Origin of the sequence: Pandoraea sp. (genome assembly GCF_041919235.1) — a bacterium.
Taxonomy (GTDB): domain Bacteria; phylum Pseudomonadota; class Gammaproteobacteria; order Burkholderiales; family Burkholderiaceae; genus Pandoraea.
The window spans coordinates 107,602-130,103 of record NZ_JAYRUC010000009.1 but is presented as its reverse complement, the minus strand read 5'-3'; the positions used below and the strand labels follow the sequence as shown (position 1 = coordinate 130,103).

Below are 22,502 nucleotides of genomic sequence, written 5' to 3'. Positions count from 1 at the left end.
GCGTTACAATACCGCCCATGTCAGAACCTCGCTTCGTCCACCTCCGTCTTCATTCCGAATACTCGATCGCCGATGGCATTGTGCGGCTCGACGACGTCGTCAAGGCCGCCGCCAAGGACGGTCAGGGCGCGCTCGCGCTGACCGACCTCGCGAACATGTTCGGCGCCATCCGTTTTTACAAGGAAGCGCGCAGCAAAGGCGTCAAGCCGATCATCGGCTGCGACGCCTGGATCACGAATCAAGCCGACCGCGACAAGCCGTCCCGGCTGTTGCTCCTTGCGCGCGACAGGGAAGGCTACCTGCACCTGTGCCAACTGTTGTCCAGGGCCTGGCTTGGCAATCAGTGGCGCGGGCGGGCGGAGATCGACCCGTCGTGGCTCCAGGCCGACGGCCTTGCACGCGGTTTGCTGGCCCTCTCGGGCGCGCAGATGGGGGACGTTGGCGCCGCGCTGGCGGCGGGTAACCCGGAGCAGGCGCTGCAGTGCGCGAAGCACTGGGCGAGCGTTTTCCCGGGCGCGTTCTACATCGAGTTGCAGCGCACCGGCCAGGCGGGCATGGAGACCTACGTGCAGCAGGCGGTGCAGTTGGCGGCGAAAGTGGGATTGCCGGTGGTTGCCACGCATCCGATCCAGTTCATGACGGGCGACGATTTCACCGCGCACGAGGCGCGCGTGTGTATTTCGGAAGGGGAAATGCTCGGCAATGCGCGCCGTGTGCGCCGTTTCACGCAGGACCAGAGTTTCCGGACGCAGGACGACATGATCGCCGCGTTTGAAGACGTGCCCTCGGCGCTGGCCAACACGGTCGAGATCGCCAAGCGTTGCAACCTGACGCTCGAGTTGGGCAAGCCGAAGCTGCCGCGCTTTCCCACGCCGGACGGCCTGTCGCTCGACGACTATCTCGTGCAGTTGTCGAAGGAGGGGCTGGAGACGCGTCTTGCCCAACTGTTCCCCGACGAGGTCGAGCGCGACAAGCAGCGCCCCGACTATTACAAGCGGCTCGACTTCGAGACCGGTACGATCATCAAGATGGGCTTCCCCGGCTACTTCCTGATCGTGGCCGACTTTATCCAATGGGCCAAGAACAACGGCGTGCCGGTCGGTCCGGGCCGCGGCTCGGGCGCGGGTTCGCTCGTTGCTTACGCCCTGGGCATTACCGATCTCGATCCGCTCAAGTACAACCTGCTGTTCGAGCGTTTCCTGAATCCGGAACGCGTCTCGATGCCCGACTTCGACATCGACTTCTGTCAGGACGGGCGCGATCGCGTCATTCAGTATGTGAAAGACAAATACGGCGCTGACGCCGTCTCGCAGATCGCGACCTTCGGTTCGATGGCCGCCAAGGCGGCAGTGCGTGACGTTGGCCGTGTGCTCGACCTGGGCTACAACTTCGTCGATGGCATTTCCAAGCTGATCCCGTTCAAGCCGGGGAAGCACGTCACCATTGAAGACGCGCTCAAGGAAGAGCCGCAGTTGGCCGAGCGTTATCAGACGGAGGACGAGGTCAAGCAGTTGATCGAGCTGGCCCAGCGCGTCGAGGGGCTGACGCGCAACGTCGGCATGCACGCGGGCGGTGTGTTGATTGCGCCGGGCAAGCTGACGGATTTCTGTCCTCTGTACACGCAGGGCGGTGGCGAAGATGCCAGCGGCGTGGTGAGTCAGTACGACAAGGACGATGTGGAAGCGGTCGGCCTCGTGAAGTTCGACTTCCTGGGCCTGACCACGCTCACGATCCTGAATTGGGCTGAGCGCTATATCAAGCGTCTGCATCCGGAGATGGCAGACTGGTCGCTCGATCAGGTGTCGCTCACCGATCCGGCAGCGTTCAGCATCCTCAAGAAGGCGAACACGGTCGCCGTGTTCCAGTTGGAAAGCCGTGGCATGCAGGGCATGCTCAAGGACGCCCAGCCGGACCGCTTCGAGGACATCATCGCCCTGGTGGCGTTGTATCGTCCGGGGCCGATGGACCTGATTCCGAGCTTCTGCGCCCGTAAGCACGGTCGTGAGAAGGTGGAGTACCCTGACCCGCGCGTCGAGCCGGTGCTCCAGGAGACCTACGGCATCATGGTCTATCAGGAGCAGGTGATGCAGATGGCGCAGATCATCGGCGGCTACTCGCTCGGTGGCGCCGATTTGTTGCGTCGTGCGATGGGCAAGAAGAAGGCCGAAGAGATGGCTCAGCACCGCGAGATTTTCGCGCAGGGTGCTGCGGCAAACGGCCTCACGCGCGAGAAGTCGGACGAAATCTTCGACTTGATGGAAAAGTTCGCGGGCTACGGTTTCAACAAGTCGCACGCGGCGGCGTACGCGCTGCTCGCGTACTACACCGCATGGCTCAAGGCGCACCATCCCGCCGAATTCATGGCTGCCAACATGAGCTTGGCCATGGACGACACCGACAAGGTCAAGATTCTGTATGAAGACTGCCTGACCAGTGCCAACGGGCTGGCCGTGTTGCCGCCGGACGTGAACGTCTCCGCCTACCGGTTCGAGCCGGCCGACGCGAAGACGGTGCGGTATGGGCTGGGCGCGATCAAGGGGAGCGGACAGTCGGCGATCGAAGAGATTCTGCGTGCCCGAGAAGGCAAACCGTTTACCGATCTGTTCGACTTTTGTGCGCGCATCGACCGTCGCGTAGTGAATCGGCGCACTATCGAAGCACTGATTCGTGCCGGTGCGTTCGACAGCATTCACCTCAATCGCGCGCAATTGATGGCGTCGGTGCCGATGGCGATGGAAGCGGCGGAGCAGGCGAGTGCGGCGGCCAATCAGGTCAGTCTTTTCGACCTCGGCGACGAGAGCCTGCAAGCACCGCTGGAGCTGGCCGACGAGCCGGCCTGGAGCGACAAGCGCAAGTTGCAGGAAGAGAAGCAAGCGCTCGGCTTCTACCTGTCTGGCCACATGTTCGATTCTTACGCGGAAGAGGTGCGGCGCTTCGTCCGCACGCGCATCCGCGATCTTTCGGAGGGCCGCGACCGGCTGGTCGCCGGTGTGATTTCCAACCTGCGCACGATGATGACCCAGCGAGGCAAGATGCTGATCGTGCAGCTCGACGACGGCACGGGCACGCTTGAAGTCACGATCTTCAACGAGCAGTTCGAGGCGAACAAGCATCTCTTCAAGGAAGACGAACTGCTGATCGTGCAAGGCAACGCACGCCCGGACAGCTTCACGGGTGGGCTGCGTTTCACCACGGAAAGCGTGATGGATCTCGGTCGAGCGCGCGCGCGTTTCGCGCGTGCGCTCAAACTGTCCTTCAACGGCAATGCCGACTGGACACGCTTGCGCGCTACGCTGCAGCCGCACTGCGCGATGTACCGCGTCGCGGCGACGGCCGGCGTCAGCGGCGGGTTTAATGGCGGTGGCGGTGGCGGTGGTGCGGGGAGCGGCTTCGGTCGCCGCCATGGCAACGGCGATGGCGATGGCGATGGTGACAAGCCGCATGGCTTGCCGGTGCACATCGTGTACCGCCGCCCGGACGCCGAATGCGAGTCGCGGCTGGGCGACGACTGGAAGGTGCAGCCCGGTGACGAATTGCTTGGCGAGCTTCGCCAGTGGCTGTCGGCCGATTCAGTACAAGTCATCTATTGATGCGGGCGGGACGGCGCGATGCGGTGCGATGCTGCGCCGCGTGGTGCTGGTCTTTCGATACAACAAGGAAATCCGGATGTTCTCCATCATCGTTCCGACGTGGAACAACCTCGCCTTGCTCCAGCTTTGCGTGCGCAGCATTCGCCAGAATTCGAGCTATTCGCATCAGATCATCGTTCATGTGAACGACGGCGCCGATGGCTCGCTCGACTGGGTACGGGCGGAGGGGATCGAGCACACGGCGTCGCCCGGCAACGTTGGCATTTGCTACGCGGTGAATCAGGCGGCGGCGCTCGCGCGCGAGAAGTACATCGTTTATCTGAACGACGACATGTACTGCTGCCCCGGCTGGGACCGCGCCTTGATCGAGCGTGCTGAAGCCATGCCTGACACGGCCTTCATGCTCTCGGGCACGATGATCGAGCCGGTCGACACGGGCAATCCGTGCGTCCTTGTGCAGGACTTCGGCCGCGACGTCGACACCTTCGACGAGGCGGCGCTGCTCGCGAGCGTTCCGACTTACCGCAAGCCCGACTGGTTCGGCGCGACCTGGCCGCCGACGCTCGTGCATCGCGACTGGTGGTTTCTCGTCGGGGGCTACAGTACCGAACTCAGCCCGGGCATGAGTAGCGACAACGACTTCTCGATGAAGATGTGGGCGGCCGGTGCGCGACGATTTGTCGGCGTCGGCGCAAGCCTTGTTTACCACTTTCAGTGCAAGAGCACGGGCAAGGTCGTGAAGAACGACGGCCGCACACAGTTCCTGCGCAAATGGGGCATGACGCAGTCGATTTTCGATCGCTACTATCTGCGTCGCGGCAAGCCTGTGCCGGCGGGTAACGACGGGCGCTTGCCCGAGCCGGTCGACGACGGCAAGCTGCGCTGGGAACTGTTCCGCTCACGTGTGAAGCGGGCGCTCGCCAAGTGACGCCGTCGCGGGATGAGCGAAGCGGACGCATTCGAGCCTCCGCTCAGCGCCGCGCCAACCGCCACGCCGGCGGCTAACGACTGGCGGCCAGCCGTCGACACCCTGCCGAGAGCGGATGTGCGTTGGCAGTCGCGGGTGCGTCAGGCGTCGTTGCGACGGAGCAGGGCGTACTTCAGAAAGGCGCTGCGGGCGTTCATTCGCGCAATCGCGGCCCCGGTGGCGCCGTCAAGAAACCCCCTGCGCAGCAAGTAGGTGCGAACGAACGCCCACCCGCCATTGATCCACGGCTTCAACGGCGAGACGCGTTTGCCGCGCAATGCCATTTCTTTCGCGCCGGCGCGCGCGTACCGCTGCACCTTGTCTTCGACCTGACGCGCTTCGGTATAGCTGTAGTGAAGCAGGTGGTGCGAGAGCGTGCCGATCTCGCCGTCGACGATCACACGCTCGTGCACGAGGTTGTCGGAAAAGCGCCCGGAGTCTCGTCGAAACAGTCGCAGCACATAGTCCGGATACCAGCCGCAGTGCCGCACCCAGCGTCCGAGGAACTGCGACAGGCGAGGCATGCGGTAACCCGCACGGTCGCTGCGGGCAATCGCCGCGGCAATGTCGCGCGCCAACTCGGGCGTGACGCGTTCATCGGCATCGAGCGATAGTACCCACGGCTGCGTCGCGTGCGCCAGGGCACGATTCTTCTGCGGACCGAAGCCGGGCCAGTCGGGTGTCACGTGCACTTCGGCGCCGGCGGCACGCGCGATGTCCGTCGTGCCATCCGTGCTGGCGTTATCCACCACAACGATCTGGGATGCAATCGACTGCACCGACGCGATGCACTCGGCAATGTTGTGACACTCGTTGCGCGTGAGAATCGTCACCGTGAGCGGCAGGCGCTGCGAGGACGAGACGGGCGATGTGGCTTCGTTCATGAGAACTCACGAAATGGCGGCATCCGATCCACGGCCGATTCAAGACCCTGAGGCGTGATCAAGCGTTGGCCCGGTCGTTGAGCAACTCGACGAGCGCCTCGCCATAACGTTCGATCTTCGCTTCACCGAGTCCGGTAATATCGGCCAGCGCATCGCGATGGCGCGGGCGGCGTTGGGCGAGTTCGCGCAGCGTCCGGTCGTGAAGGATAACGTAGGCGGGTACCTGCTGGGTCTTGGCGATGTCCTGCCGCCAGGCACGCAGCTTGTCGAACAGTTGTTGGTCGGCGAGATCCAGCTCGATGGCCGGTGACGACGCATACCCGGCAAACCGGCTTTTCTTGCCGACCGCGGCCCGCTGGCGCCGCAACGAGAGGGTCGTCTCGCCCTTAAGCACCGGGCGCGCCGCTGCATTGAGCGTCAGCGCGCCGTACTGGCTGCTGTCCGGCTCAATGATGCCATGCGCAATCAACTGCCGGAACACCGCGCGCCATCCCTGATCGTCGAGTTCGCCGCCGACGCCGAACGTCGGCAGGGCTTCGTGTCCGAATTGGCGAATCTTGTCGGTGCTGCGCCCGCGCAGCAAGTCGATCAGATGCCCTGCACCGAAGCGCTGGCCCGTGCGCAGAATGGCCGAGAGTGCCTTCTGCGCCGCGACGGTGCCGTCGAAAACCTCGGGCGGATTCAGACAGACATCGCAGTTGCCACACGGTTCGCTCGACTCGCCGAAATACGACAGCAGCACGGTGCGGCGGCAGCGCGGCGCCTCGCAATAACCGAGCAGCGCGTCGAGCTTCTGGCGCTCGATGCGCTTTTGAACGTCCGGGGCATTCGACTCATCGATGCGGCTGCGATGCACCACAACGTCGTTCAGCCCATACGTCATCCAGGCTTCGGCGGGTTCGCCGTCACGCCCGGCGCGCCCCGTCTCCTGGTAATAGGCTTCGAGGCTCTTGGGCAAATCCAGGTGCGCCACGAAACGGACATCCGGCTTGTCGATGCCCATGCCGAAGGCGACCGTGGCCGACATCACCAGCCCCTCCTCGCGCAGGAACCGCTGTTGGTGTGTGCGGCGCACTTCCGAATCGAGCCCTGCGTGATACGGCAGGGCGGGAATGCCTTGCGTCTCGAGCCACGCGGCGGTTTCCTCCACTTTCTTGCGTGACAGACAGTAGACGATGCCCGCCTCGCCCCGATGGCGAGCGAGAAACGCGAGCAACTGTTTGCGCGGATTGTCGCGGTCGACGATTTCGTAGCGAATGTTCGGGCGGTCGAAGCTGGAGATGAACAGACGCGCCTCGGTCAGACCGAGCCGCGTCTGAATGTCCTCGCGCGTCGCGGCATCCGCCGTCGCGGTCAGCGCGATGCGGGGCACGCGCGGATAACGCTCGTGCAGCGCCGAGAGCTGAATGTACTCGGGACGGAAGTCGTGGCCCCACTGCGACACGCAGTGCGCCTCATCGATGGCGAACAGCGCCAGTTGCCCGCGCTCGTCCAGCCGATCGAGCAGATCGAGAAAGCGCTCGGTCAGAAGACGCTCAGGCGCAACGTAGAGCAGGTCGAGTTCACCGCGGGCGGCGCGGCGCTCGGTATCGAGCGCTTCGTCGAAGCCGAGACTGGAATTGAGATACGCGGCACGCACGCCCGCTTGCAGCAAGGCGTCGACCTGATCCTGCATGAGCGCGATGAGCGGCGACACGACGATGCCGATGCCGGTGCGCAGCAGCGCCGGAATCTGGTAGCAAAGGGATTTCCCGCCGCCGGTGGGCATCAGGACGAGTGCGTCGCCCCCGTCGCTCACATGGTCGACGATCGCGGCCTGATCGCCACGAAATGCGTTATAGCCGAATACGGTACGGAGGACTTCGAGTGCGCTTGCCATGGGCGGGAGTATACCGGTTCCCCTCGGGCTTCGGCGCGCGACAGCCCCCGGAAAGCGGGGAGAGTGGCGAATTTCAAGGCGGCGTCCGAGTCCGGCTCGGACACCGCCCGGCGGGAGCGGCCGGTACGTTAGAATAGCGGTTTTTCCGGCGTTCCCCACATACATGAGCGTACCGCACAAGCCCATCGGACCGATTCTGCGGCGTCTGCTGGGCTATCTCCAGCCGTATTGGCACATGGGCCTGCTGGCCGTTCTGGCCATGGCGCTCGTGGCCGCGACCGAAGCGGCCATCCCGGCGGTCCTCAAGCCGGTGCTCGACAAGGGTTTCTCGGGGCAGGACCCATGGAAGCTCTGGTACGTCCCCGCTGCCGTGATCGGTCTGGCCGTGATACGCGGCGTGGCGCAGTATTCGGCCAACTACATGCTCTCGTGGGTGTCGAACCGCGTGCTGCTCGATCTGCGCGTGCGCATGTTCGAGCGTTTGCTGCACGCGCCGGCCGCGTTCTATCAGCGCGAGACGACGAGCACGCTCATCAACGCCCTCGTCTACGAAGTCAACCAGGTGCTCGGCGTACTCACCACGGTGCTCATCACGCTGGTGCGCGATTCGCTCACAGTCGTTGGGCTGCTCGGCTATCTGTTCTATCTGAATTGGCGCCTCACGCTCGTCGTGGCCGTGATCCTGCCATTCATCGGCTGGCTTGTCGGCAAGATCAACCGGCGCTTGCGCCGCCTGAACCGTGAGCAGCAGACGCTGACCAATGCGCTGTCCTACGTGGTCGAAGAAGCGGTGGCCGGCTACAAGGTCGTGAAGATCCACAATGGCGAAGAATATGAAAAGTCGCGTTTCGACAAGATGACCGGCACCCTGCGCGGCTATGCCATGCGCGTGACGGTGTCCGGCGGTCTCGCGCAGCCGGTCACGCAGGCGCTCGCCTCGCTGGCGCTGGCCATCGTCATTACCGTGGCGATGGTCGAATCGTCGTCGGGCGAGATGACCGTGGGCGGTTTCACGGCGTTCGTCACGGCGCTGTTGCTGGTGGTCTCCCCGCTCAAGCATCTGATGGACGTCAACCAGCCGCTGCAGCGTGGCGTGACGGCCGCCGAGCTGATTTTCGACGTCATGGACGTCGAGGTCGAGCCGCTTGGCGGCGAGCGCAGGCTGGAGCGCGCCAAGGGCCGAGTGACGTTCGATCAGGTGAGCTTCAACTACGGCGCCAGCGAGCGTCCGACACTCGACCGGATTTCGCTCGATGTGGCGCCCGGAGAGATGGTCGCGCTGGTGGGGCCGTCGGGCAGCGGCAAGACGACGATGGTCAATCTGGTGCCGCGCTTCTTCGACCCGACCGGTGGCCGCATTCTGCTCGACGATATCGACCTCACCGACCTGCGGCTGGCCGATCTGCGTCGCCAGATCGCATTCGTGAGCCAGGATGTCGTGCTCTTCAACGACACCATCGCCGCGAACGTGGCGTACGGTCAGGAGATCGACGCCGAGCGCGTGCAGGCGGCACTGCGTGCGGCCAATCTGGCCGATGCGGTCGCTGCCATGTCCGACGGCGTCGACACGCTCGTGGGCGACAACGGCATGCGCCTGTCGGGCGGCCAGCGCCAGCGCCTCGCGATTGCGCGCGCCATCTACAAGGACGCCCCGATCCTGATTCTGGACGAAGCGACTTCCGCACTCGATTCGGAATCGGAGCGTCACGTGCAGGCGGCGCTGGAAGTGTTGATGGAAGGGCGCACCACGCTGGTGATTGCGCACCGCCTCTCGACCATCGAGCGTGCGGATCGCATCGTTGTGCTCGAACATGGACGGATCGTGGAGCAGGGCTCCCACCAGGCGTTGGTGGCGCATAATGGCCTTTACGCGCATTTGCACCGTATTCAGTACGCACAGCAGCAGGATGCCTGACGTCGCCGTCGCCGCCGACATCGACGCATCGCGACCGCCGAACCTTTCCGCGTAACCAATAGGAGAACGTGATGAACCAGCCGACGATCAGTCGTTTCCCCGTGCCCGACCTTGCCGCGTTGCCGGCAGACATTCGAGCGCGCATCGACGAGGTGCAGGAGAAGGCTGGCTTCATCCCGAATGTGTTCCTCACGTTGGCCCATCGCCCCGACGAATTCCGCGCATTTTTCGCGTATCACGATGCGTTGATGCTCAAGGAAGGCAATCTGAGCAAGGGCGAGCGCGAGATGATCGTGGTCGTCACGAGCGCGGCGAATCAGTGCCTGTATTGTGTCGTCGCGCACGGTGCGCTGGTGCGCATCTATGAGAAGCAGCCGCTGCTCGCCGACCAGGTCGCCGTCAACTATCTCAAGGCTGATCTCACGGCGCGTCAGAAGGCGATTCTCGCCTACGCGATGAAGGTGTGCGAGCGCTCCCACGAAGTTGGCGACGACGACTACGTGGCGCTTCGCCAACACGGTCTCGACGACGAGGACATTTGGGACATCGCCGCGATTACGGCGTTCTTCGGCATGTCCAACCGCATCGCCAATGCGATATCGATGCGACCTAACGACGAATTCTTCTTGATGGGGCGCGTGCCGCGCGCTCGATAACCTCACTTTTCGCAAACCTTCGATTTCTATGATCTTCGTAACTGGCGGCGCCGGCTTCATCGGTGCAAATTTCGTGCTCGATTGGCTGGCGCAACACGACGAGCCGGTCGTCACGATCGACAAGCTGACCTATGCAGGCAATCTGGCGAATCTGGCGAGTCTGGAGCACGATTCCCGTCACCATTTCGCACAGGTCGATATCTGCGATCGCGCCGCGCTCGATCGTCTTTATGCCGAGCATCGTCCGCGCGCCGTGCTCCATTTCGCGGCGGAAAGCCACGTCGACCGCTCCATTCACGGCCCCGGCGACTTCGTGCAGACGAATATCGTCGGCACATTCACGATGCTCGAGGCCGCGCGCGCCTATTGGGGCGCGCTCGAAGGCGAGGCGCGCGATGCGTTCCGCTTCCTGCATGTCTCGACGGACGAAGTCTACGGCTCGCTGAGTCCAAGTGACCCGGCATTCACCGAGACGACGCCGTACGCGCCGAACAGCCCGTACTCGGCCTCGAAGGCCGGCTCCGATCATCTGGTGCGCGCCTATCACCACACGTACGGTCTGCCGGTACTCACGACCAACTGCTCGAACAACTATGGTCCGTACCAATTCCCCGAGAAGCTGATTCCGTTGGTGATCGCCAATGCGCTGGCCGGTAAGCCTTTGCCGATCTACGGCGACGGCAGCAACGTGCGCGATTGGCTGTACGTCGGCGACCACTGCTCGGCGATTCGCGAAGTGCTCGCGAGGGGCGCCTCGGGCGAGGTGTACAACGTGGGCGGGTGGAACGAGCAGAACAATCTGTCGGTGGTGAAGCATCTGTGCCGATTGCTCGATGAACTTTCGCCGCGCGCCGACGGCAAGTCGTATGCCGATCAGATCACGTTCGTCACCGACCGTCCCGGCCATGATCGGCGCTATGCCATCGATGCTCGCAAGCTTGAGCGTGAGCTGGGCTGGCGTCCGGCTGAAACCTTCGAGACAGGCATGCGCAAGACGGTTCAGTGGTATCTGGCCAATGGTGAGTGGGTGCGTCAGGTACAGTCGGGCGAGTACCAGCGCTGGATCGAAACGCACTATCAAAAGAACGACTGAGGTACGCATGAGCATCAAACGAAAGGGCATCATTCTTGCCGGTGGCTCCGGTACGCGGCTGTACCCGGCGACGATCGCCGTCTCCAAACAACTGCTGCCGGTGTACGACAAGCCGATGATCTATTACCCGCTCAGCACGTTGATGCTGGCGGGAATTCGCGACATATTGATCATTTCGACACCGCAGGACACGCCGCGTTTCGAGCAATTGCTTGGCGACGGCAGTCGTTGGGGGCTGAGCCTGCAGTACGCAGTGCAGCCGTCGCCGGACGGTCTGGCTCAGGCGTTCCTGATTGGGGCGGACTTCATTGGCAACGACCCGTGTGCGCTGGTGTTGGGCGACAATTTGTTCTATGGGCACGATTTCGCGTCGTTGCTTGCGGCAGCGAATGCCCAGACGCAGGGGGCTTCCGTGTTCGCGTATCCGGTGCACGATCCGGAGCGTTACGGCGTTGTGACGTTCGACGCGAACGGCAAGGCCATCGAACTCGTCGAGAAGCCGACGGCGCCGAAGTCGCGCTACGCGGTGACCGGTTTGTACTTCTGCGATAACGACGTCATCGACATCGCACGCTCGATAAAGCCGTCGGCACGCGGTGAGTTGGAAATTACCGACGTCAACAATGAATATCTGCGTCAGGGCAAGCTCAACGTACAGATCATGGGGCGTGGCTACGCGTGGCTCGACACCGGGACTCATGAGTCGATGCTCGAAGCCAGCACGTTCATTCAGACGATCGAGAGCCGGCAGGGCCTGAAGGTCGCGTGTCCCGAGGAGATCGCTTACCGGCGTGGCTGGATCGACGCGGCGGCCATCGAGGCGCTTGCGAAACCGCTCGCCAAGACCGGCTACGGTCAGTACTTGCTCTCGATGCTGCGCGAGCGGGTGTTCTGAGCTTCCCGCATCGCTGCGCCCTGATTCTTACCGATATCTCCTATGCAAGTGACTCCTACCGCCATTCCGGCCGTTCGCGTGATAGCACCCAAAGTATTTGGCGATGCGCGCGGCCATTTCTTCGAGAGCTTCAACCAGCGCAACTTCGACAACGCACTCGGTGAGACGCTCACGTTCGTGCAGGACAACCAGTCGCGTTCGGTGCGCGGCGTGCTGCGCGGTCTGCACTATCAGGTCAAGCAGCCTCAGGGCAAGCTCGTGCGCGTGTTGCACGGGGAGATCTACGATGTCGCCGTCGATATTCGTGCTGGCTCGCCGACTTACGGCAAGTGGGTCGCCGAAGTACTGAGCGCCGAGAACAAAAAGCAGTTGTGGATTCCGGCAGGCTTCGCGCACGGCTTTGTGGTGACGTCCGAGACGGCCGAAGTGCTCTACAAGACCACGGACTATTGGGCGCCGCAGTTCGAGCGCTGCATTCGCTGGGACGACCCGACATTGGCCATTCCCTGGCCGCTCGATGGCATTACGCCGATCGTATCGGACAAGGATCGGCAAGGCATGTTGTTCGCGGACTACAAGCAGGAAGACTGATCACGCGCGGCATATCGCCCCGTATGCATGCTTCGCAAACGCCATGGCCGGGTCGTCAATCACCGGCGATGGGGATGGGGGTTGGCGGGCGATGCGTCTGCGGGCACCGTCGCGATGGCGGCAATGGCGGCCTCGCCCGGCGGTGCCGACGTTTCCCCCGTCACCCGCAGTACCCGGACAGATCGCAGACCAAAGCGCGCGGCTAACGCCTCGGCCACGATCTGCGATGGCGGTTCCATGTCGCTCGCGTCCGGACCGCCCGGAGCGCTGGAACGTGCCGGTGCTCCCAGTCCTTCGACGATCACGTCGGCTTCCAGCCCGTTGTTCAGGTAGTGCAGCTTGACGTCGTGCAGCGCCAGCGCGTTCGCCCGGCACAGCGCCTGCGCTGCCTCGACCACCACGGCACGCTCGGGCCATTCCTGCAGCGCGGTGCCCTTGGTGTCGCTCTCCGGATCGACGTGCACGAGAACATCGAGAATCTGCGGCTCGAGCATGACCGCCGCGCGGGCCTGCTCTGCGATGTAGTGTCCCTCGGAGACCGACAGTTGCGCGTCGACGAGGATGTGCACGTCGACGACGATCTCGTCGCCCATGCGCCGCGTGCGCAGCATGTCGATGGTGCGCACGCCCGGCGTAGCGAGCAGACGTTCGCGAATGGTAACGGTCGTGGCATCGTCCACGCCGCGGTCGATGAGGTCCTGCAATGCGTTCCAGCCGAACTGCCATCCGGTGCGTCCGATCATCAGGCCGACGAGGGCGGCAGCGAGCGGGTCGAGAATGCGATAGCCGGCGAGGTTGCCCAGAATCCCGCACGCCACCACGAGCGAGGACAGCGCATCGGAGCGCGCATGCCAGGCGTTGGCCACCAGCATCGCCGAGCGCACGCGCTGCGCGGCGCGCAGCATGTAGCGAAAGAGGCCCTCCTTGCTGACTAGCACGAACACGGCGACGACGAGCGCGATGGTGTGCACTTCCGGAATCTCTTCCGGATGCAGCAGCCGCTCGATGCCACGCCACAACATTCCCGCCCCTACCGCGAGCAGAATGACGCCCAGAAACAACGACGCCGCGTTCTCATAGCGGCTGTGGCCGTAGGGATGATCGGCGTCCGGCGCGCGTGCGCTGCCGCGCGCGGCAGCCAGCACGATGAAGTCGGAGACGATGTCCGAGAGCGAGTGAATACCGTCGGCAATCAGCGCCTGCGAGCGGGCAAAGATGCCAATGACGATCTGCGCCGTCGTCAGCACGATATTGACCCAGATGCTGACCCAGGTCGAACGGCGCGCGACGGCATGCTTGTCGAGCGCCTCGCTCGATGCCACCAGATTGTCGTAATTCGAGTAAGACATGTCGTCGGAACGGGCGAGCGTTGTGAGGGGTTACATCAGAATGATGTCGTACTGCTCCTGATGGAACGACGATTCCACCTGCAGCGAGATCGGCTTGCCGATGAAGTCGATCAACATGGCGAGATGCTGCGACTCCTCTTCGAGGAACAGATCGACAACTTCCTGCGAGGCAATCAGGCGGAACTCGCGCGGATTGAATTGGCGCGATTCGCGCAGAATTTCGCGCAGGATGTCGTAGCACAGCGTGCGCGGCGTCTTGACCTGTCCCTTGCCCTGACAGACGGCGCAAGGCTCGCACAGCACATGGGCGAGCGACTCGCGCGTGCGCTTGCGGGTCATCTCCACGAGCCCAAGCTGAGAAAAGCCGTTCACGGTGATGCGCGTCCGGTCGCGTGCAAGCGCCTTCTTCAACTCGGCAAGCACCGAGTCGCGATGCTCGGCGTTTTCCATATCGATGAAGTCGATGATGATGATCCCGCCCAGGTTGCGCAGCCGCAACTGGCGCGCGATCATCAGTGCCGCTTCGAGATTCGTCTTGAAGATCGTGTCGTCGAAGTTGCGCGCACCGACGTAGCCGCCCGTGTTCACGTCGATGGTCGTCATCGCCTCGGTCTGATCGATCATCAGATACCCGCCGGACTTGAGATCGACGCGACGCGAAAGCGCTCGCTCGATTTCCGTCTCCACGTTGTACAGATCGAAAAGCGGCCGCTCGCCCGTGTAATGCGTGAGTTTGTCGAGGACCGCCGGTGTGTAGGTCGCGGCGAATTCAGCCAGCTTCACGAACGTCTCGCGCGAGTCGACAAGGATCTTGCCGGTGTCCTCGTGCACGAAGTCGCGCAGCACGCGCTGGGCGAGGTTCAGATCCTGGTACAACAGCGCAGGGGCGGGCACGCGGGTGCTCTGCTCGCCGATGGTCTGCCAGGACTTGCGCAGATACGCGATGTCGTTTGCCAGTTCGGCGTCGGCTGCGTCTTCCGCGATGGTGCGCACGATGAAGCCGCCTTTCTCGTCGGCCGGCACGAGCGCCTGGATCTTGCTGCGCAAGGCCTCGCGCTCCGCTTCGCTCTCGATTCGCTGCGAGATGCCGATATGGGGCTCCTGCGGCAAGTAGACGAGCGTGCGTCCCGCAATGCTGATCTGCGTCGACAGCCGTGCGCCTTTCGTGCCGATCGGGTCCTTGATGACCTGCACCATCAACGTCTGTCCCTCGAAAACGGTCTTTTCGATGGGCGGCTGCGGGTGCGGGGTCGACGTGTCGTTGCTTGTGCGCGGATGCCAGATATCGGCGACGTGCAGGAACGCCGCGCGCTCCAGGCCGATATCGATGAATGCCGACTGCATGCCCGGAAGCACGCGCACGACCTTGCCCAGATAGATGTTGCCGACCAGCCCGAGCGAGAGCGTGCGCTCGATGTGCAATTCCTGCACTGCACCGAGCTGCATGAGTGCCACACGGGTTTCCTGTGGCGTGATGTTGACCAGAATGTCTTCGTTCATAAAGTGTCGACCCGACTCGAAAGGCTTGGCAAATTCGGAATGCATCAGAAGTCGACGCCTGCCTGGCGCAAGAGCGCGGCAGTCTCGCACAGCGGCAACCCCATGATGCCGGAGTAGCTGCCGTCGATGCGCAGGACAAATTCGGCGGCCTTGCCCTGAATGCCGTAGGCACCCGCCTTGCCCCTGGGCTCGCCCGAGGCGACATAGCGCTCGATTTCGTCGCGACGCAGCGGCCGGAACCAGACGTGCGAAATGTTGACCGCCTGATGGATCTCATCGCCTGCGCAAACGGCAACGGCGGTCAGCACGCGATGACGTGTGCCCGACAGACGTGCGAGGACGGCGCGAGCGTCGGCGTCGTCGAAGGGCTTGCCGAGGATGGTGCCGTCCAGACACACCGTCGTGTCGGCGGCCAGAATGGGGGCGCCGGGCAGTCCGGCGCGGGCGAGACGCGTGCGTGCCGCCTCGGCCTTGGCGTGTGTGACGCGCTGTACATAATCGTCGGGTGGCTCACCGGGCAGCACGGCTTCGAGTGCTTCGGCGTCCTCGTCGGCACCGGGCAACAGCAGTTCGAAACGAACGCCGAGCTGTTGCAATAGTTCCTGACGGCGGGGGCTTTGCGAAGCGAGATAGATGTACGGCATGGCGGCTTGGCTCGAATTCGTCCAGCCCGGCACACGATTTCGCATCGATTCGCGACGCATGCACCGGGCCGCTGGGTGGGCTGGGCGAGGGGATGCCCTATTATGCCGCCTTGCGCCCACGCCCGCCAGCTTGGGCGGGACAGGGACCGTGGCGCAAGGGCAGGGAAACGGTGGGAATGCCCGAAATGCAGGAAATGCCGGAACGACCGGAAAGGCCGGAAAGGCCGGAAAGGCCCCCCGGGCGGAACGCTCAGGCGTCGACGAGGAAGTCGGCGCCGATCAGGTCGATGCGGTCGGTGCAGATCGCATCGACCCCCCACGCGGCCAATTCGCGCGCACGCGCCGGCTCGTTGACCGTATAGACGAGCATATGCAGGCCGGCCGCCTTGATTTCTGCAACCTGCGGGCCGTCGAGGTGCTTGTGGCTTGCGTGCAGCGAGACAGTGCCGAGCTTGCGGGCGTCCTCACGCCAATGCGCCGGCACGGCCTCGTAGAGCATGCCGCGCGGCAGGTCCGGCGCGGCGGCGGCCGCCGCTTCGAGTGCCTCGTAGGAAAACGACGAGAGCAACGGCGGTTGCGCCTGTCCGGCCCATAGCGTCTGGACTGCCTTGGCGACCCACCGACCCGTTTCGGCCTCACGGCCAGGGCACGGCTTGATCTCGACGTTCGCCGCCAGCCCCAACGTCAGGCAGCGCTCGGCCACCTGTTCGAGGGTCGGCATCACCTGAGCGGCGAAGCGTGCGTCGAACCAACTGCCGGCATCGAGCCTGGCGATCTCCGCATAAGTCATCTGCGCCGCGGCGCCGTGGCCGTTGCTCGTGCGATCGACGGTGTCGTCGTGCAGCAGGAAGACGACGTTATCCGCCGAGAGCTTCGCATCGAACTCGACCATGCGCAGGCCGAGCGAAGCGCCCATCTCGAAGGCAGCCAGCGTGTTCTCCGGTGCCAGCTTGCCGCCGCCCCGGTGCGCGACGATGCGCGGATACGGCCAGACGCGCCACAAATGAGCCGGCGTGGAGGTATCGCTCATGCTTCGACTCGCTTGCCGGTCGCAGGATCGAACAGATGCAACGCCTTGGCCGAGATGGCCAGCGGCACCACCGTGCCTGCGCTCGGGCGCATCTCGTGCGGCAGACGCACCGTGACAGGCTGATCGCCCCAGCGGCCGTGCACCAGATTGTCGGCGCCGAGCAGTTCGAGTTGGTCGACGAGGATGTTGGTCTGCGCCGCGAACGCGCCCAGGCCGTTGTGCTGCTCGGCGGGCACCAGATGCTCGGGGCGCACACCGAGCACGAGCTCGCGATTGGCATGTGCCATGCTCGTGGGCGGCAGACGCAGCGCAGGACCGCCGCCGTTGACCTGGAACGTGCGGCCTTCCGAGTCGACGCGGCCCTGCAGCAGATTCATCGCGGGCGAGCCCATGAAACTCGCCACGAACAGCGACGCGGGGCGCTCGTACACTTCTGTCGGCGTGCCGATCTGCTCGGCGTAGCCCTTATTCATGACGATCACGCGATCGGCCAGCGTCATGGCTTCGATCTGATCGTGCGTGACATACAGGCTGGTGGTCTTCAGGCGCGCATGAAGGCGCTGAATTTCCAGACGCATCTGCACGCGCAGCTTGGCGTCGAGGTTCGAGAGCGGTTCGTCGAACAGGAACACCGCCGGCTCGCGCACGATGGCGCGGCCCATGGCCACGCGCTGACGCTGCCCGCCCGAGAGTTCGCGCGGCTTGCGTGCGAGCAGCGGTTCGAGTTCCAGAATGCGCGCCGCGGCCAGCACGCGCTCGTCGATGAGTTTCTTGTCGACGCCACGGATCTTCAGGCCGTACGACATGTTCTGGCGCACATCCATATGCGGATACAGCGCGTAGTTCTGGAACACCATCGCGATGTTGCGATCTTTCGGCTCCAGTTGATTGACGACCTGCGAGCCGATCAGGATGCTGCCTTCGCTGACCGATTCGAGGCCGGCGACCATGCGCAGCAGCGTCGACTTGCCGCAGCCCGAGGGGCCGACGATGACGACGAATTCGCCGTCTTCGATGTCGATATCGACGCCGTGCAGGACGTAGTTGGTCCGGTCGTAGGTTTTCTTGACGCTATGGAGTTTGAGATTTGCCATGATTACTTTTCCGAATCGACCAGACCGCGCACGAACCAGCGCTGCATGAGCAGGACTACCGCGAGCGGCGGCAGCATGGCGAGCAGCGTGGCGCTCATGACGAGTTGCCATTGCGTGGCGGTGTCGCCACTGCCGATCATGCTCTTGATGCCGACCACGGCCGTCGTCATCGACGGGGCGTTGGTCACCAGAATCGGCCACAGGTACTGATTCCAGCCATAGATGAAGGTGATGACGAACAGCGCTGCGATGTTCGTCTTCGACAGCGGCAGCACCACGTCGACGAAGAAGCGCATCGGTCCGGCACCGTCGATGCGTGCGGCTTCGACCAGTTCGTCGGGCAGCGTCATGAAGAACTGCCGGAACAGGAACGTGGCCGTGGCCGACGCGATGAGCGGCACCGTCAGACCCATATAGCTGTTGATGAGCCCGAGGTCCGAGATCACCTGCACCGTTGGGAAAATCCGCACTTCGACCGGCAGCATCAGCGTGACGAAGATCAGCCAGAAGAACAGATTGCGCAGCGGGAAGCGGAAATACACGATGGCGAAGGCCGACAGGATCGACACCGAGATCTTGCCGATGGTGATGACCAGGGCCATGAACAGGCTGTTGCCGAGCATCAGCCCGAACGGCGTGGCCATGTCGCCCGAGCCCTGACCCCACACCGTGGCGAGGTTCTCGAACAAGTGCGTGCTTGGGATGAGCGACAAGGGGACGGTGAAAATCTCGCTCGAATTCATGGTGGCGGCGACGAACGCCACATAGAGCGGGAAGACGACCAGCAGCACGCCGATGATCAGCATGACGTGGCAGAAGATATCAAGGCCGCGACGGTTCTCGATCATGCGTATTGCACCTTGCGTTCGATGAAGCGGAACTGCACGACCGTGAGCACGATGACGATTGCCATCAGCACCACCGACTGGGCAGCCGAGCTGCCGAGGTCGAGCCCCTTGAATCCTTCCGAGTAGATCTTGTAGATCAGCGTCATGGTCGACTGACCCGGACCGCCGCCGGTCGCGGCATCGATCACCGGGAACGTGTCGAAGAACGAGTACACGAGGTTGACCACGAGCAGGAAGAATGTCGTCGGCGAAATCAGCGGCAACACCAGCCCGAAGAAGCGCCGGATCGGCCCCGCGCCGTCAATCGCTGCGGCTTCCACGAGCGAGCGCGGAATCGCCTGCAAACCCGCGTAGAAGAACAGGAAGTTGTAGCTGATCTGCTTCCAGATCGAGGCGAGCACGACGAGGAACATTGCCTGGCCGCCATTGAGCGCGTGATTCCACTCGATGCCGAGCTTCGCCAGGCCGTACGTGACGAGACCGATACTCGGGTTGAAGAGGAACGCCCACAGTACGGCCGCAATGGCCGGCGCCACCGCGTACGGCCAGATGAGCAGCGTCTGGTAGGTGCGCTTGCCGCGTGTGACGCGGTCGGCCATCGCCGCGAGCAGCAACGAGATGACCAGCCCGCAGACGGTCACCAGCCCGCTGAACACCATGGTGGTGCGAAACGATGCGAGGTAGAGCGGGTCGTGCCACAGCGATGTGAAGTTATCGAGGCCGACGAACTCACTCGACAGCCCGAAGGCATCCTGTGCCGACGTCGATTGCCACAGGGCCTCGCCCGCAGGCCACAAAAAGAACACGACGGTGATGAGGAGCTGCGGGGCTACAAGAGCGTAGGGCAGCCAGCCGGTGCCGAAGCGAGGGCGTTCTCTGGAGTTATGCGCCATAACGGAGTGACTAAAAAAAAACCAACCCGGCCCGCGTTGACGGCGGGCCGGGCGGTCATTGTAACGTCACGATTCGCGCCCTGAAAGCAGGAAACTCGCCTGCTTCAGTTGCGCCATCGCACGTTGGGAGCTGCTTAGCTGCCCTGCTTCTGGAAGCGGCGCAGCAGTTCGTCGCCACGAGTGACCGCCTTGTCGAGTGCGGCTTTGGGCGTTTGCTTGCCACTCCACACGCCTTCGAGTTCCTCGTCGACTACCGTGCGGATCTGCGGCATGTTGCCCAGACGCAGGCCGCGCGTGAACGGCAGAGGCGGCTTGTTGAGCATCTGCTTGATGGCGACGTCGGCGCCCGGATTCTTCGCGTAGAAGCCTTGCTTCTCGGTCAGTTCGTAGGCGGCCTTCGTGACCGGCAGGTAGCCGGTGTCCTGGTGCCACTTGGCGGCCACGGCCGGCGAGGCGAGGTACTTCAGGAACTTGGCCACGCCCTTGTACTCGGCCGACGACTTGCCGGCGAGCACCCACAGGCTGGCGCCACCGATGATGGCGTTCTGCGGCGCGCCCTTCACGTCGGCGTCGTACGGCATCATGCCTACGCCGTAGTTGAACTTCGCATATTTGGCGATGTTGGCGAGCGCACCCGAGGTGGTCATTGCAATACCGCAGTCGCCGCTATAGAACTTCGAGGTCACTTCATCCTTGCGGCCCACGTACGTGAACGTGCCTTCCTTGGCCATGTCGGCCAGGAACTGGATGTGCTTGATCTGTTGCGGACCGTTGAAGGTCAGTTTGGCGTCCAGGCCATCGAAGCCGTTGTTCTTCGTGGCGAACGGCAGGGCGTGCCAGGCGCTGTAGTTCTCGAGCTGCGTCCAGCCCTGCCAGCCGGTGCTGAAGCCGCACGCAAGACCCGCGGCCTTGAGCTTCTCGGCGTCGGTCTTTACGTCGGCCCAGGTCTTGGGCGGGGTGTTCGGGTCGAGGCCTGCCTTCTTGAAGGCGTCCTTGTTGTAGTACAGCACCGGCGTCGAGCTATTGAACGGCATCGACACGAGGTGGTTGGTCTTGCTGTCGGCGTAGTAGCTCGCGATCGTCGGCACGAAGGCCGATTCATCGAACGGCTCGCCGGCGTCCTTCATGACTTGCCACACCGGCTTCACGGCCTTCTTGGCCTGCATCATCGTGGCCGTACCGACTTCGTACACCTGGAGAATCGCCGGTGCGTTGCCCGCGCGGAAGGCGGCGATACCGGCCGCCAGTCCCTGCTCATAGTTGCCCTTGTAGATCGGGACAATCTTGTAATCGCTTTGCGATGCGTTGAAATCGTTGGCGATCTGGTTCACGCGATCGCCGAGCGCGGACTCCATTGAGTGCCAGAACTGAATCTCGGTAGCGGCCAGGGCCGTTGTGCTCATGCCGAGCGCCATTACAGCGCCAACGCCAGCCAGGGCGATTCTGCGCAGGGAAGGTTGCTTCATGCCAATCTCCGGTGGTTCACGAGAAGTCTAGTCTAGTTGTTCGCGGTGCGAACTGTGCAGCGCCGGGTAGACTAACACGTCGTCATGTTTTTTCCACTCGCACCGCACAACAAGTGTTGCACGAGGGCATCTGCCAGGGATTGACAAAGTTCGGCGCGGCCCATCCAGCAAGGCGTTGTGCGGCATTGGCCGTCCGGTGCAACGTTGCATTGCGCCGCACAAGGCGCGTTGACATATTTCTGACTTATTTTTTTGTCAGGCGCGGTGATACGGATGATTGGCGTTGATGCTCCACGCACGGTAGAGCTGCTCCGCGAGCAACACACGCACCATGCCATGGGGCAGCGTGAGGCTGGACAGACGGATGAGCGTATCGGCGCGGGCCTTGAGGGCGGGGTCGAGTCCATCGGCGCCGCCGATCACGAAGGCCACGTCGCGTCCGTCCTGCTGCCAGCCGGTGAGCGACTGGGCCAGGCGCATCGTGGTGAGGTCTTGTCCGCGTTCATCCAGGCACACGAGGCGACAACCCCGCGGCAGCGCTGCGTCGATACGCTGCGCTTCGGCCGCCATCACCGTCTCGGCCGTGCGGGACTGGGAGCGCTGCTCGGGCTTGATTTCCTTGAGCTCGATGCGTAGCTCGGGCGGCATGCGCTTGGCGTACTCGGTGAAGGCGGTCTCGATCCAGCCGGGCATCTTGTGCCCGAGCGCGAGAATGAACAGACGCATGACAGACGAAGTGCGCGCTGCGCCTTATTTTGCCTTGCGGCGGGCGGGGACCGGGGATTCGGGCGTGTCGTCCTCATCCTCGTCGTCGTGGTCTTCCACGCTGGCCTTGGCGCCGGCCTTGGTGCCGGCAGCCTTCAGGCGCACGGGCTTCTCGCCCCAGATTTCTTCCAGGTTGTAATACTGGCGCAGTGCCGGCTGCATGATGTGCACGATGGCGTCGCCCGTGTCGACCAGTACCCATTCGCCCACGTCTTCGCCTTCCATGCTGACGATATCGCCGCCGGCGGCCTTGACCTTGTCGCGCACGCTCGCAGCGAGTGCCTTGGTCTGACGGTTGGAGGTGCCGCTCGCGATGATCACGCGCTCGAACAGGGCGGTGAGGTGCTCGGTGTTGAACACCTTGATGTCCTGGGCCTTGACGTCCTCGAGGGCGTCGACGATGAGGCGCTGAAGTTTACGAATATCCATAGTGCGTTATTTTT

General features: G+C 63.4%; 19 protein-coding genes. 7 read left to right on the top strand and 12 right to left on the bottom strand.

Annotated features, from left to right (window positions below; translation table 11 throughout):
- The first annotated feature begins 8 nt into the window (after window positions 1-8).
- Both dnaE and ACE3UG_RS09540 read left to right on the top strand, forming a co-directional pair.
- Window positions 9-3,590: a DNA polymerase III subunit alpha gene (dnaE, locus tag ACE3UG_RS09545; RefSeq protein WP_374622905.1), complete on the top strand. Its 3,582-nt coding sequence runs from the start codon at window positions 9-11 to the stop codon at window positions 3,588-3,590.
- Between the two features lie 76 nt (window positions 3,591-3,666).
- A complete protein-coding gene (locus ACE3UG_RS09540; RefSeq protein ID WP_374622903.1) occupies window positions 3,667-4,518 on the top strand; it encodes a glycosyltransferase family 2 protein in 852 nt (283 codons plus the stop codon).
- Between the two features lie 140 nt (window positions 4,519-4,658).
- Here ACE3UG_RS09540 and ACE3UG_RS09535 read toward each other — a convergent pair whose 3' ends face one another.
- Window positions 4,659-5,441, bottom strand: a complete 783-nt coding sequence (locus ACE3UG_RS09535) for a glycosyltransferase family 2 protein (RefSeq protein ID WP_374622790.1) — start codon at window positions 5,439-5,441, stop codon at window positions 4,659-4,661.
- A 58-nt stretch (window positions 5,442-5,499) separates the two neighbouring features.
- On the bottom strand, window positions 5,500-7,320 hold the full coding sequence (gene recQ / locus ACE3UG_RS09530; protein WP_374622788.1) for a DNA helicase RecQ: 1,821 nt from the start codon (window positions 7,318-7,320) through the stop codon (window positions 5,500-5,502).
- A gap of 163 nt (window positions 7,321-7,483) precedes the next feature.
- Between recQ and msbA the strand changes: the two genes are divergently transcribed.
- The 5 genes from msbA (at window position 7,484) to rfbC (ending at window position 12,470) form a co-directional block, all read left to right on the top strand.
- The gene (msbA, locus tag ACE3UG_RS09525; protein ID WP_374622785.1) at window positions 7,484-9,235 is read left to right on the top strand and encodes a lipid A export permease/ATP-binding protein MsbA; all 1,752 of its coding nucleotides are present in this window, start codon (window positions 7,484-7,486) and stop codon (window positions 9,233-9,235) included.
- 71 nt (window positions 9,236-9,306) lie between these two features.
- Window positions 9,307-9,891, top strand: a complete 585-nt coding sequence (locus tag ACE3UG_RS09520) for a peroxidase-related enzyme (RefSeq protein ID WP_374622783.1) — start codon at window positions 9,307-9,309, stop codon at window positions 9,889-9,891.
- A 28-nt stretch (window positions 9,892-9,919) separates the two neighbouring features.
- Window positions 9,920-10,984 (top strand): dTDP-glucose 4,6-dehydratase, encoded by a 1,065-nt coding sequence (gene rfbB / locus ACE3UG_RS09515; protein WP_374622780.1) that lies wholly within the window; start codon window positions 9,920-9,922, stop codon window positions 10,982-10,984.
- Between the two features lie 7 nt (window positions 10,985-10,991).
- Window positions 10,992-11,879 carry a glucose-1-phosphate thymidylyltransferase RfbA gene (gene rfbA, locus ACE3UG_RS09510; protein WP_374622777.1) on the top strand — a complete coding sequence of 296 codons (888 nt, stop codon included), beginning with the start codon at window positions 10,992-10,994 and terminating at the stop codon, window positions 11,877-11,879.
- Window positions 11,880-11,921: 42 nt separating this feature from the next.
- The gene (gene rfbC / locus ACE3UG_RS09505; protein WP_374622774.1) at window positions 11,922-12,470 is read left to right on the top strand and encodes a dTDP-4-dehydrorhamnose 3,5-epimerase; all 549 of its coding nucleotides are present in this window, start codon (window positions 11,922-11,924) and stop codon (window positions 12,468-12,470) included.
- Window positions 12,471-12,529: 59 nt separating this feature from the next.
- Here rfbC and ACE3UG_RS09500 read toward each other — a convergent pair whose 3' ends face one another.
- The 10 genes from ACE3UG_RS09500 to rsfS all read right to left on the bottom strand — a co-directional run bounded on the left by ACE3UG_RS09500 (window position 12,530) and on the right by rsfS (window position 22,488).
- The gene (locus ACE3UG_RS09500; protein ID WP_374622772.1) at window positions 12,530-13,819 is read right to left on the bottom strand and encodes a cation diffusion facilitator family transporter; all 1,290 of its coding nucleotides are present in this window, start codon (window positions 13,817-13,819) and stop codon (window positions 12,530-12,532) included.
- A gap of 30 nt (window positions 13,820-13,849) precedes the next feature.
- Window positions 13,850-15,319, bottom strand: a complete 1,470-nt coding sequence (rng, locus tag ACE3UG_RS09495) for a ribonuclease G (RefSeq protein ID WP_374622769.1) — start codon at window positions 15,317-15,319, stop codon at window positions 13,850-13,852.
- 44 nt (window positions 15,320-15,363) lie between these two features.
- A complete protein-coding gene (locus ACE3UG_RS09490) occupies window positions 15,364-16,008 on the bottom strand; it encodes a nucleoside triphosphate pyrophosphatase (protein WP_374622767.1) in 645 nt (214 codons plus the stop codon).
- Window positions 16,009-16,213: 205 nt separating this feature from the next.
- The gene (ugpQ, locus tag ACE3UG_RS09485) at window positions 16,214-16,993 is read right to left on the bottom strand and encodes a glycerophosphodiester phosphodiesterase (RefSeq protein ID WP_374622764.1); all 780 of its coding nucleotides are present in this window, start codon (window positions 16,991-16,993) and stop codon (window positions 16,214-16,216) included.
- Entirely contained in the window at window positions 16,990-18,087 is a 1,098-nt protein-coding gene (locus ACE3UG_RS09480) for a sn-glycerol-3-phosphate import ATP-binding protein UgpC (RefSeq protein ID WP_374622761.1), read from the bottom strand. Before ACE3UG_RS09480 ends, ugpQ begins: the two co-directional genes overlap by 4 nt.
- 2 nt (window positions 18,088-18,089) lie before the next feature.
- On the bottom strand, window positions 18,090-18,935 hold the full coding sequence (ugpE, locus tag ACE3UG_RS09475; protein WP_374622758.1) for a sn-glycerol-3-phosphate ABC transporter permease UgpE: 846 nt from the start codon (window positions 18,933-18,935) through the stop codon (window positions 18,090-18,092).
- Window positions 18,932-19,828, bottom strand: coding sequence for a sn-glycerol-3-phosphate ABC transporter permease UgpA (ugpA, locus tag ACE3UG_RS09470; protein WP_374622755.1), 897 nt, complete (start codon window positions 19,826-19,828; stop codon window positions 18,932-18,934). Before ugpA ends, ugpE begins: the two co-directional genes overlap by 4 nt.
- A 134-nt stretch (window positions 19,829-19,962) precedes the next feature.
- Window positions 19,963-21,294 carry a sn-glycerol-3-phosphate ABC transporter substrate-binding protein UgpB gene (gene ugpB, locus ACE3UG_RS09465; RefSeq protein ID WP_374622752.1) on the bottom strand — a complete coding sequence of 444 codons (1,332 nt, stop codon included), beginning with the start codon at window positions 21,292-21,294 and terminating at the stop codon, window positions 19,963-19,965.
- Window positions 21,295-21,549: 255 nt separating this feature from the next.
- Entirely contained in the window at window positions 21,550-22,020 is a 471-nt protein-coding gene (rlmH, locus tag ACE3UG_RS09460; protein ID WP_374622749.1) for a 23S rRNA (pseudouridine(1915)-N(3))-methyltransferase RlmH, read from the bottom strand.
- A 24-nt stretch (window positions 22,021-22,044) separates the two neighbouring features.
- Window positions 22,045-22,488, bottom strand: coding sequence for a ribosome silencing factor (rsfS, locus tag ACE3UG_RS09455; RefSeq protein ID WP_374622747.1), 444 nt, complete (start codon window positions 22,486-22,488; stop codon window positions 22,045-22,047).
- Between the last annotated feature and the right edge of the window lie 14 nt (window positions 22,489-22,502).

Coding starts and splice junctions, on each gene's coding strand:
- ACE3UG_RS09540 (WP_374622903.1), top strand. CDS start 3,667: ATGTTCTCCATCATCGTTCCGACGTGGAACAACCTCGCCTTGCTCCAG.
- recQ (WP_374622788.1), bottom strand. CDS start 7,320: ATGGCAAGCGCACTCGAAGTCCTCCGTACCGTATTCGGCTATAACGCA.
- rfbB (WP_374622780.1), top strand. CDS start 9,920: ATGATCTTCGTAACTGGCGGCGCCGGCTTCATCGGTGCAAATTTCGTG.
- rfbA (WP_374622777.1), top strand. CDS start 10,992: ATGAGCATCAAACGAAAGGGCATCATTCTTGCCGGTGGCTCCGGTACG.
- rng (WP_374622769.1), bottom strand. CDS start 15,319: ATGAACGAAGACATTCTGGTCAACATCACGCCACAGGAAACCCGTGTG.
- rsfS (WP_374622747.1), bottom strand. CDS start 22,488: ATGGATATTCGTAAACTTCAGCGCCTCATCGTCGACGCCCTCGAGGAC.
- ugpB (WP_374622752.1), bottom strand. CDS start 21,294: ATGAAGCAACCTTCCCTGCGCAGAATCGCCCTGGCTGGCGTTGGCGCT.
- ugpA (WP_374622755.1), bottom strand. CDS start 19,828: ATGGCGCATAACTCCAGAGAACGCCCTCGCTTCGGCACCGGCTGGCTG.
- msbA (WP_374622785.1), top strand. CDS start 7,484: ATGAGCGTACCGCACAAGCCCATCGGACCGATTCTGCGGCGTCTGCTG.
- ACE3UG_RS09490 (WP_374622767.1), bottom strand. CDS start 16,008: ATGCGAAATCGTGTGCCGGGCTGGACGAATTCGAGCCAAGCCGCCATG.
- ACE3UG_RS09500 (WP_374622772.1), bottom strand. CDS start 13,819: ATGTCTTACTCGAATTACGACAATCTGGTGGCATCGAGCGAGGCGCTC.
- ACE3UG_RS09480 (WP_374622761.1), bottom strand. CDS start 18,087: ATGGCAAATCTCAAACTCCATAGCGTCAAGAAAACCTACGACCGGACC.
- rlmH (WP_374622749.1), bottom strand. CDS start 22,020: ATGCGTCTGTTCATTCTCGCGCTCGGGCACAAGATGCCCGGCTGGATC.
- ACE3UG_RS09535 (WP_374622790.1), bottom strand. CDS start 5,441: ATGAACGAAGCCACATCGCCCGTCTCGTCCTCGCAGCGCCTGCCGCTC.
- ugpQ (WP_374622764.1), bottom strand. CDS start 16,993: ATGAGCGATACCTCCACGCCGGCTCATTTGTGGCGCGTCTGGCCGTAT.
- ACE3UG_RS09520 (WP_374622783.1), top strand. CDS start 9,307: ATGAACCAGCCGACGATCAGTCGTTTCCCCGTGCCCGACCTTGCCGCG.
- ugpE (WP_374622758.1), bottom strand. CDS start 18,935: ATGATCGAGAACCGTCGCGGCCTTGATATCTTCTGCCACGTCATGCTG.
- rfbC (WP_374622774.1), top strand. CDS start 11,922: ATGCAAGTGACTCCTACCGCCATTCCGGCCGTTCGCGTGATAGCACCC.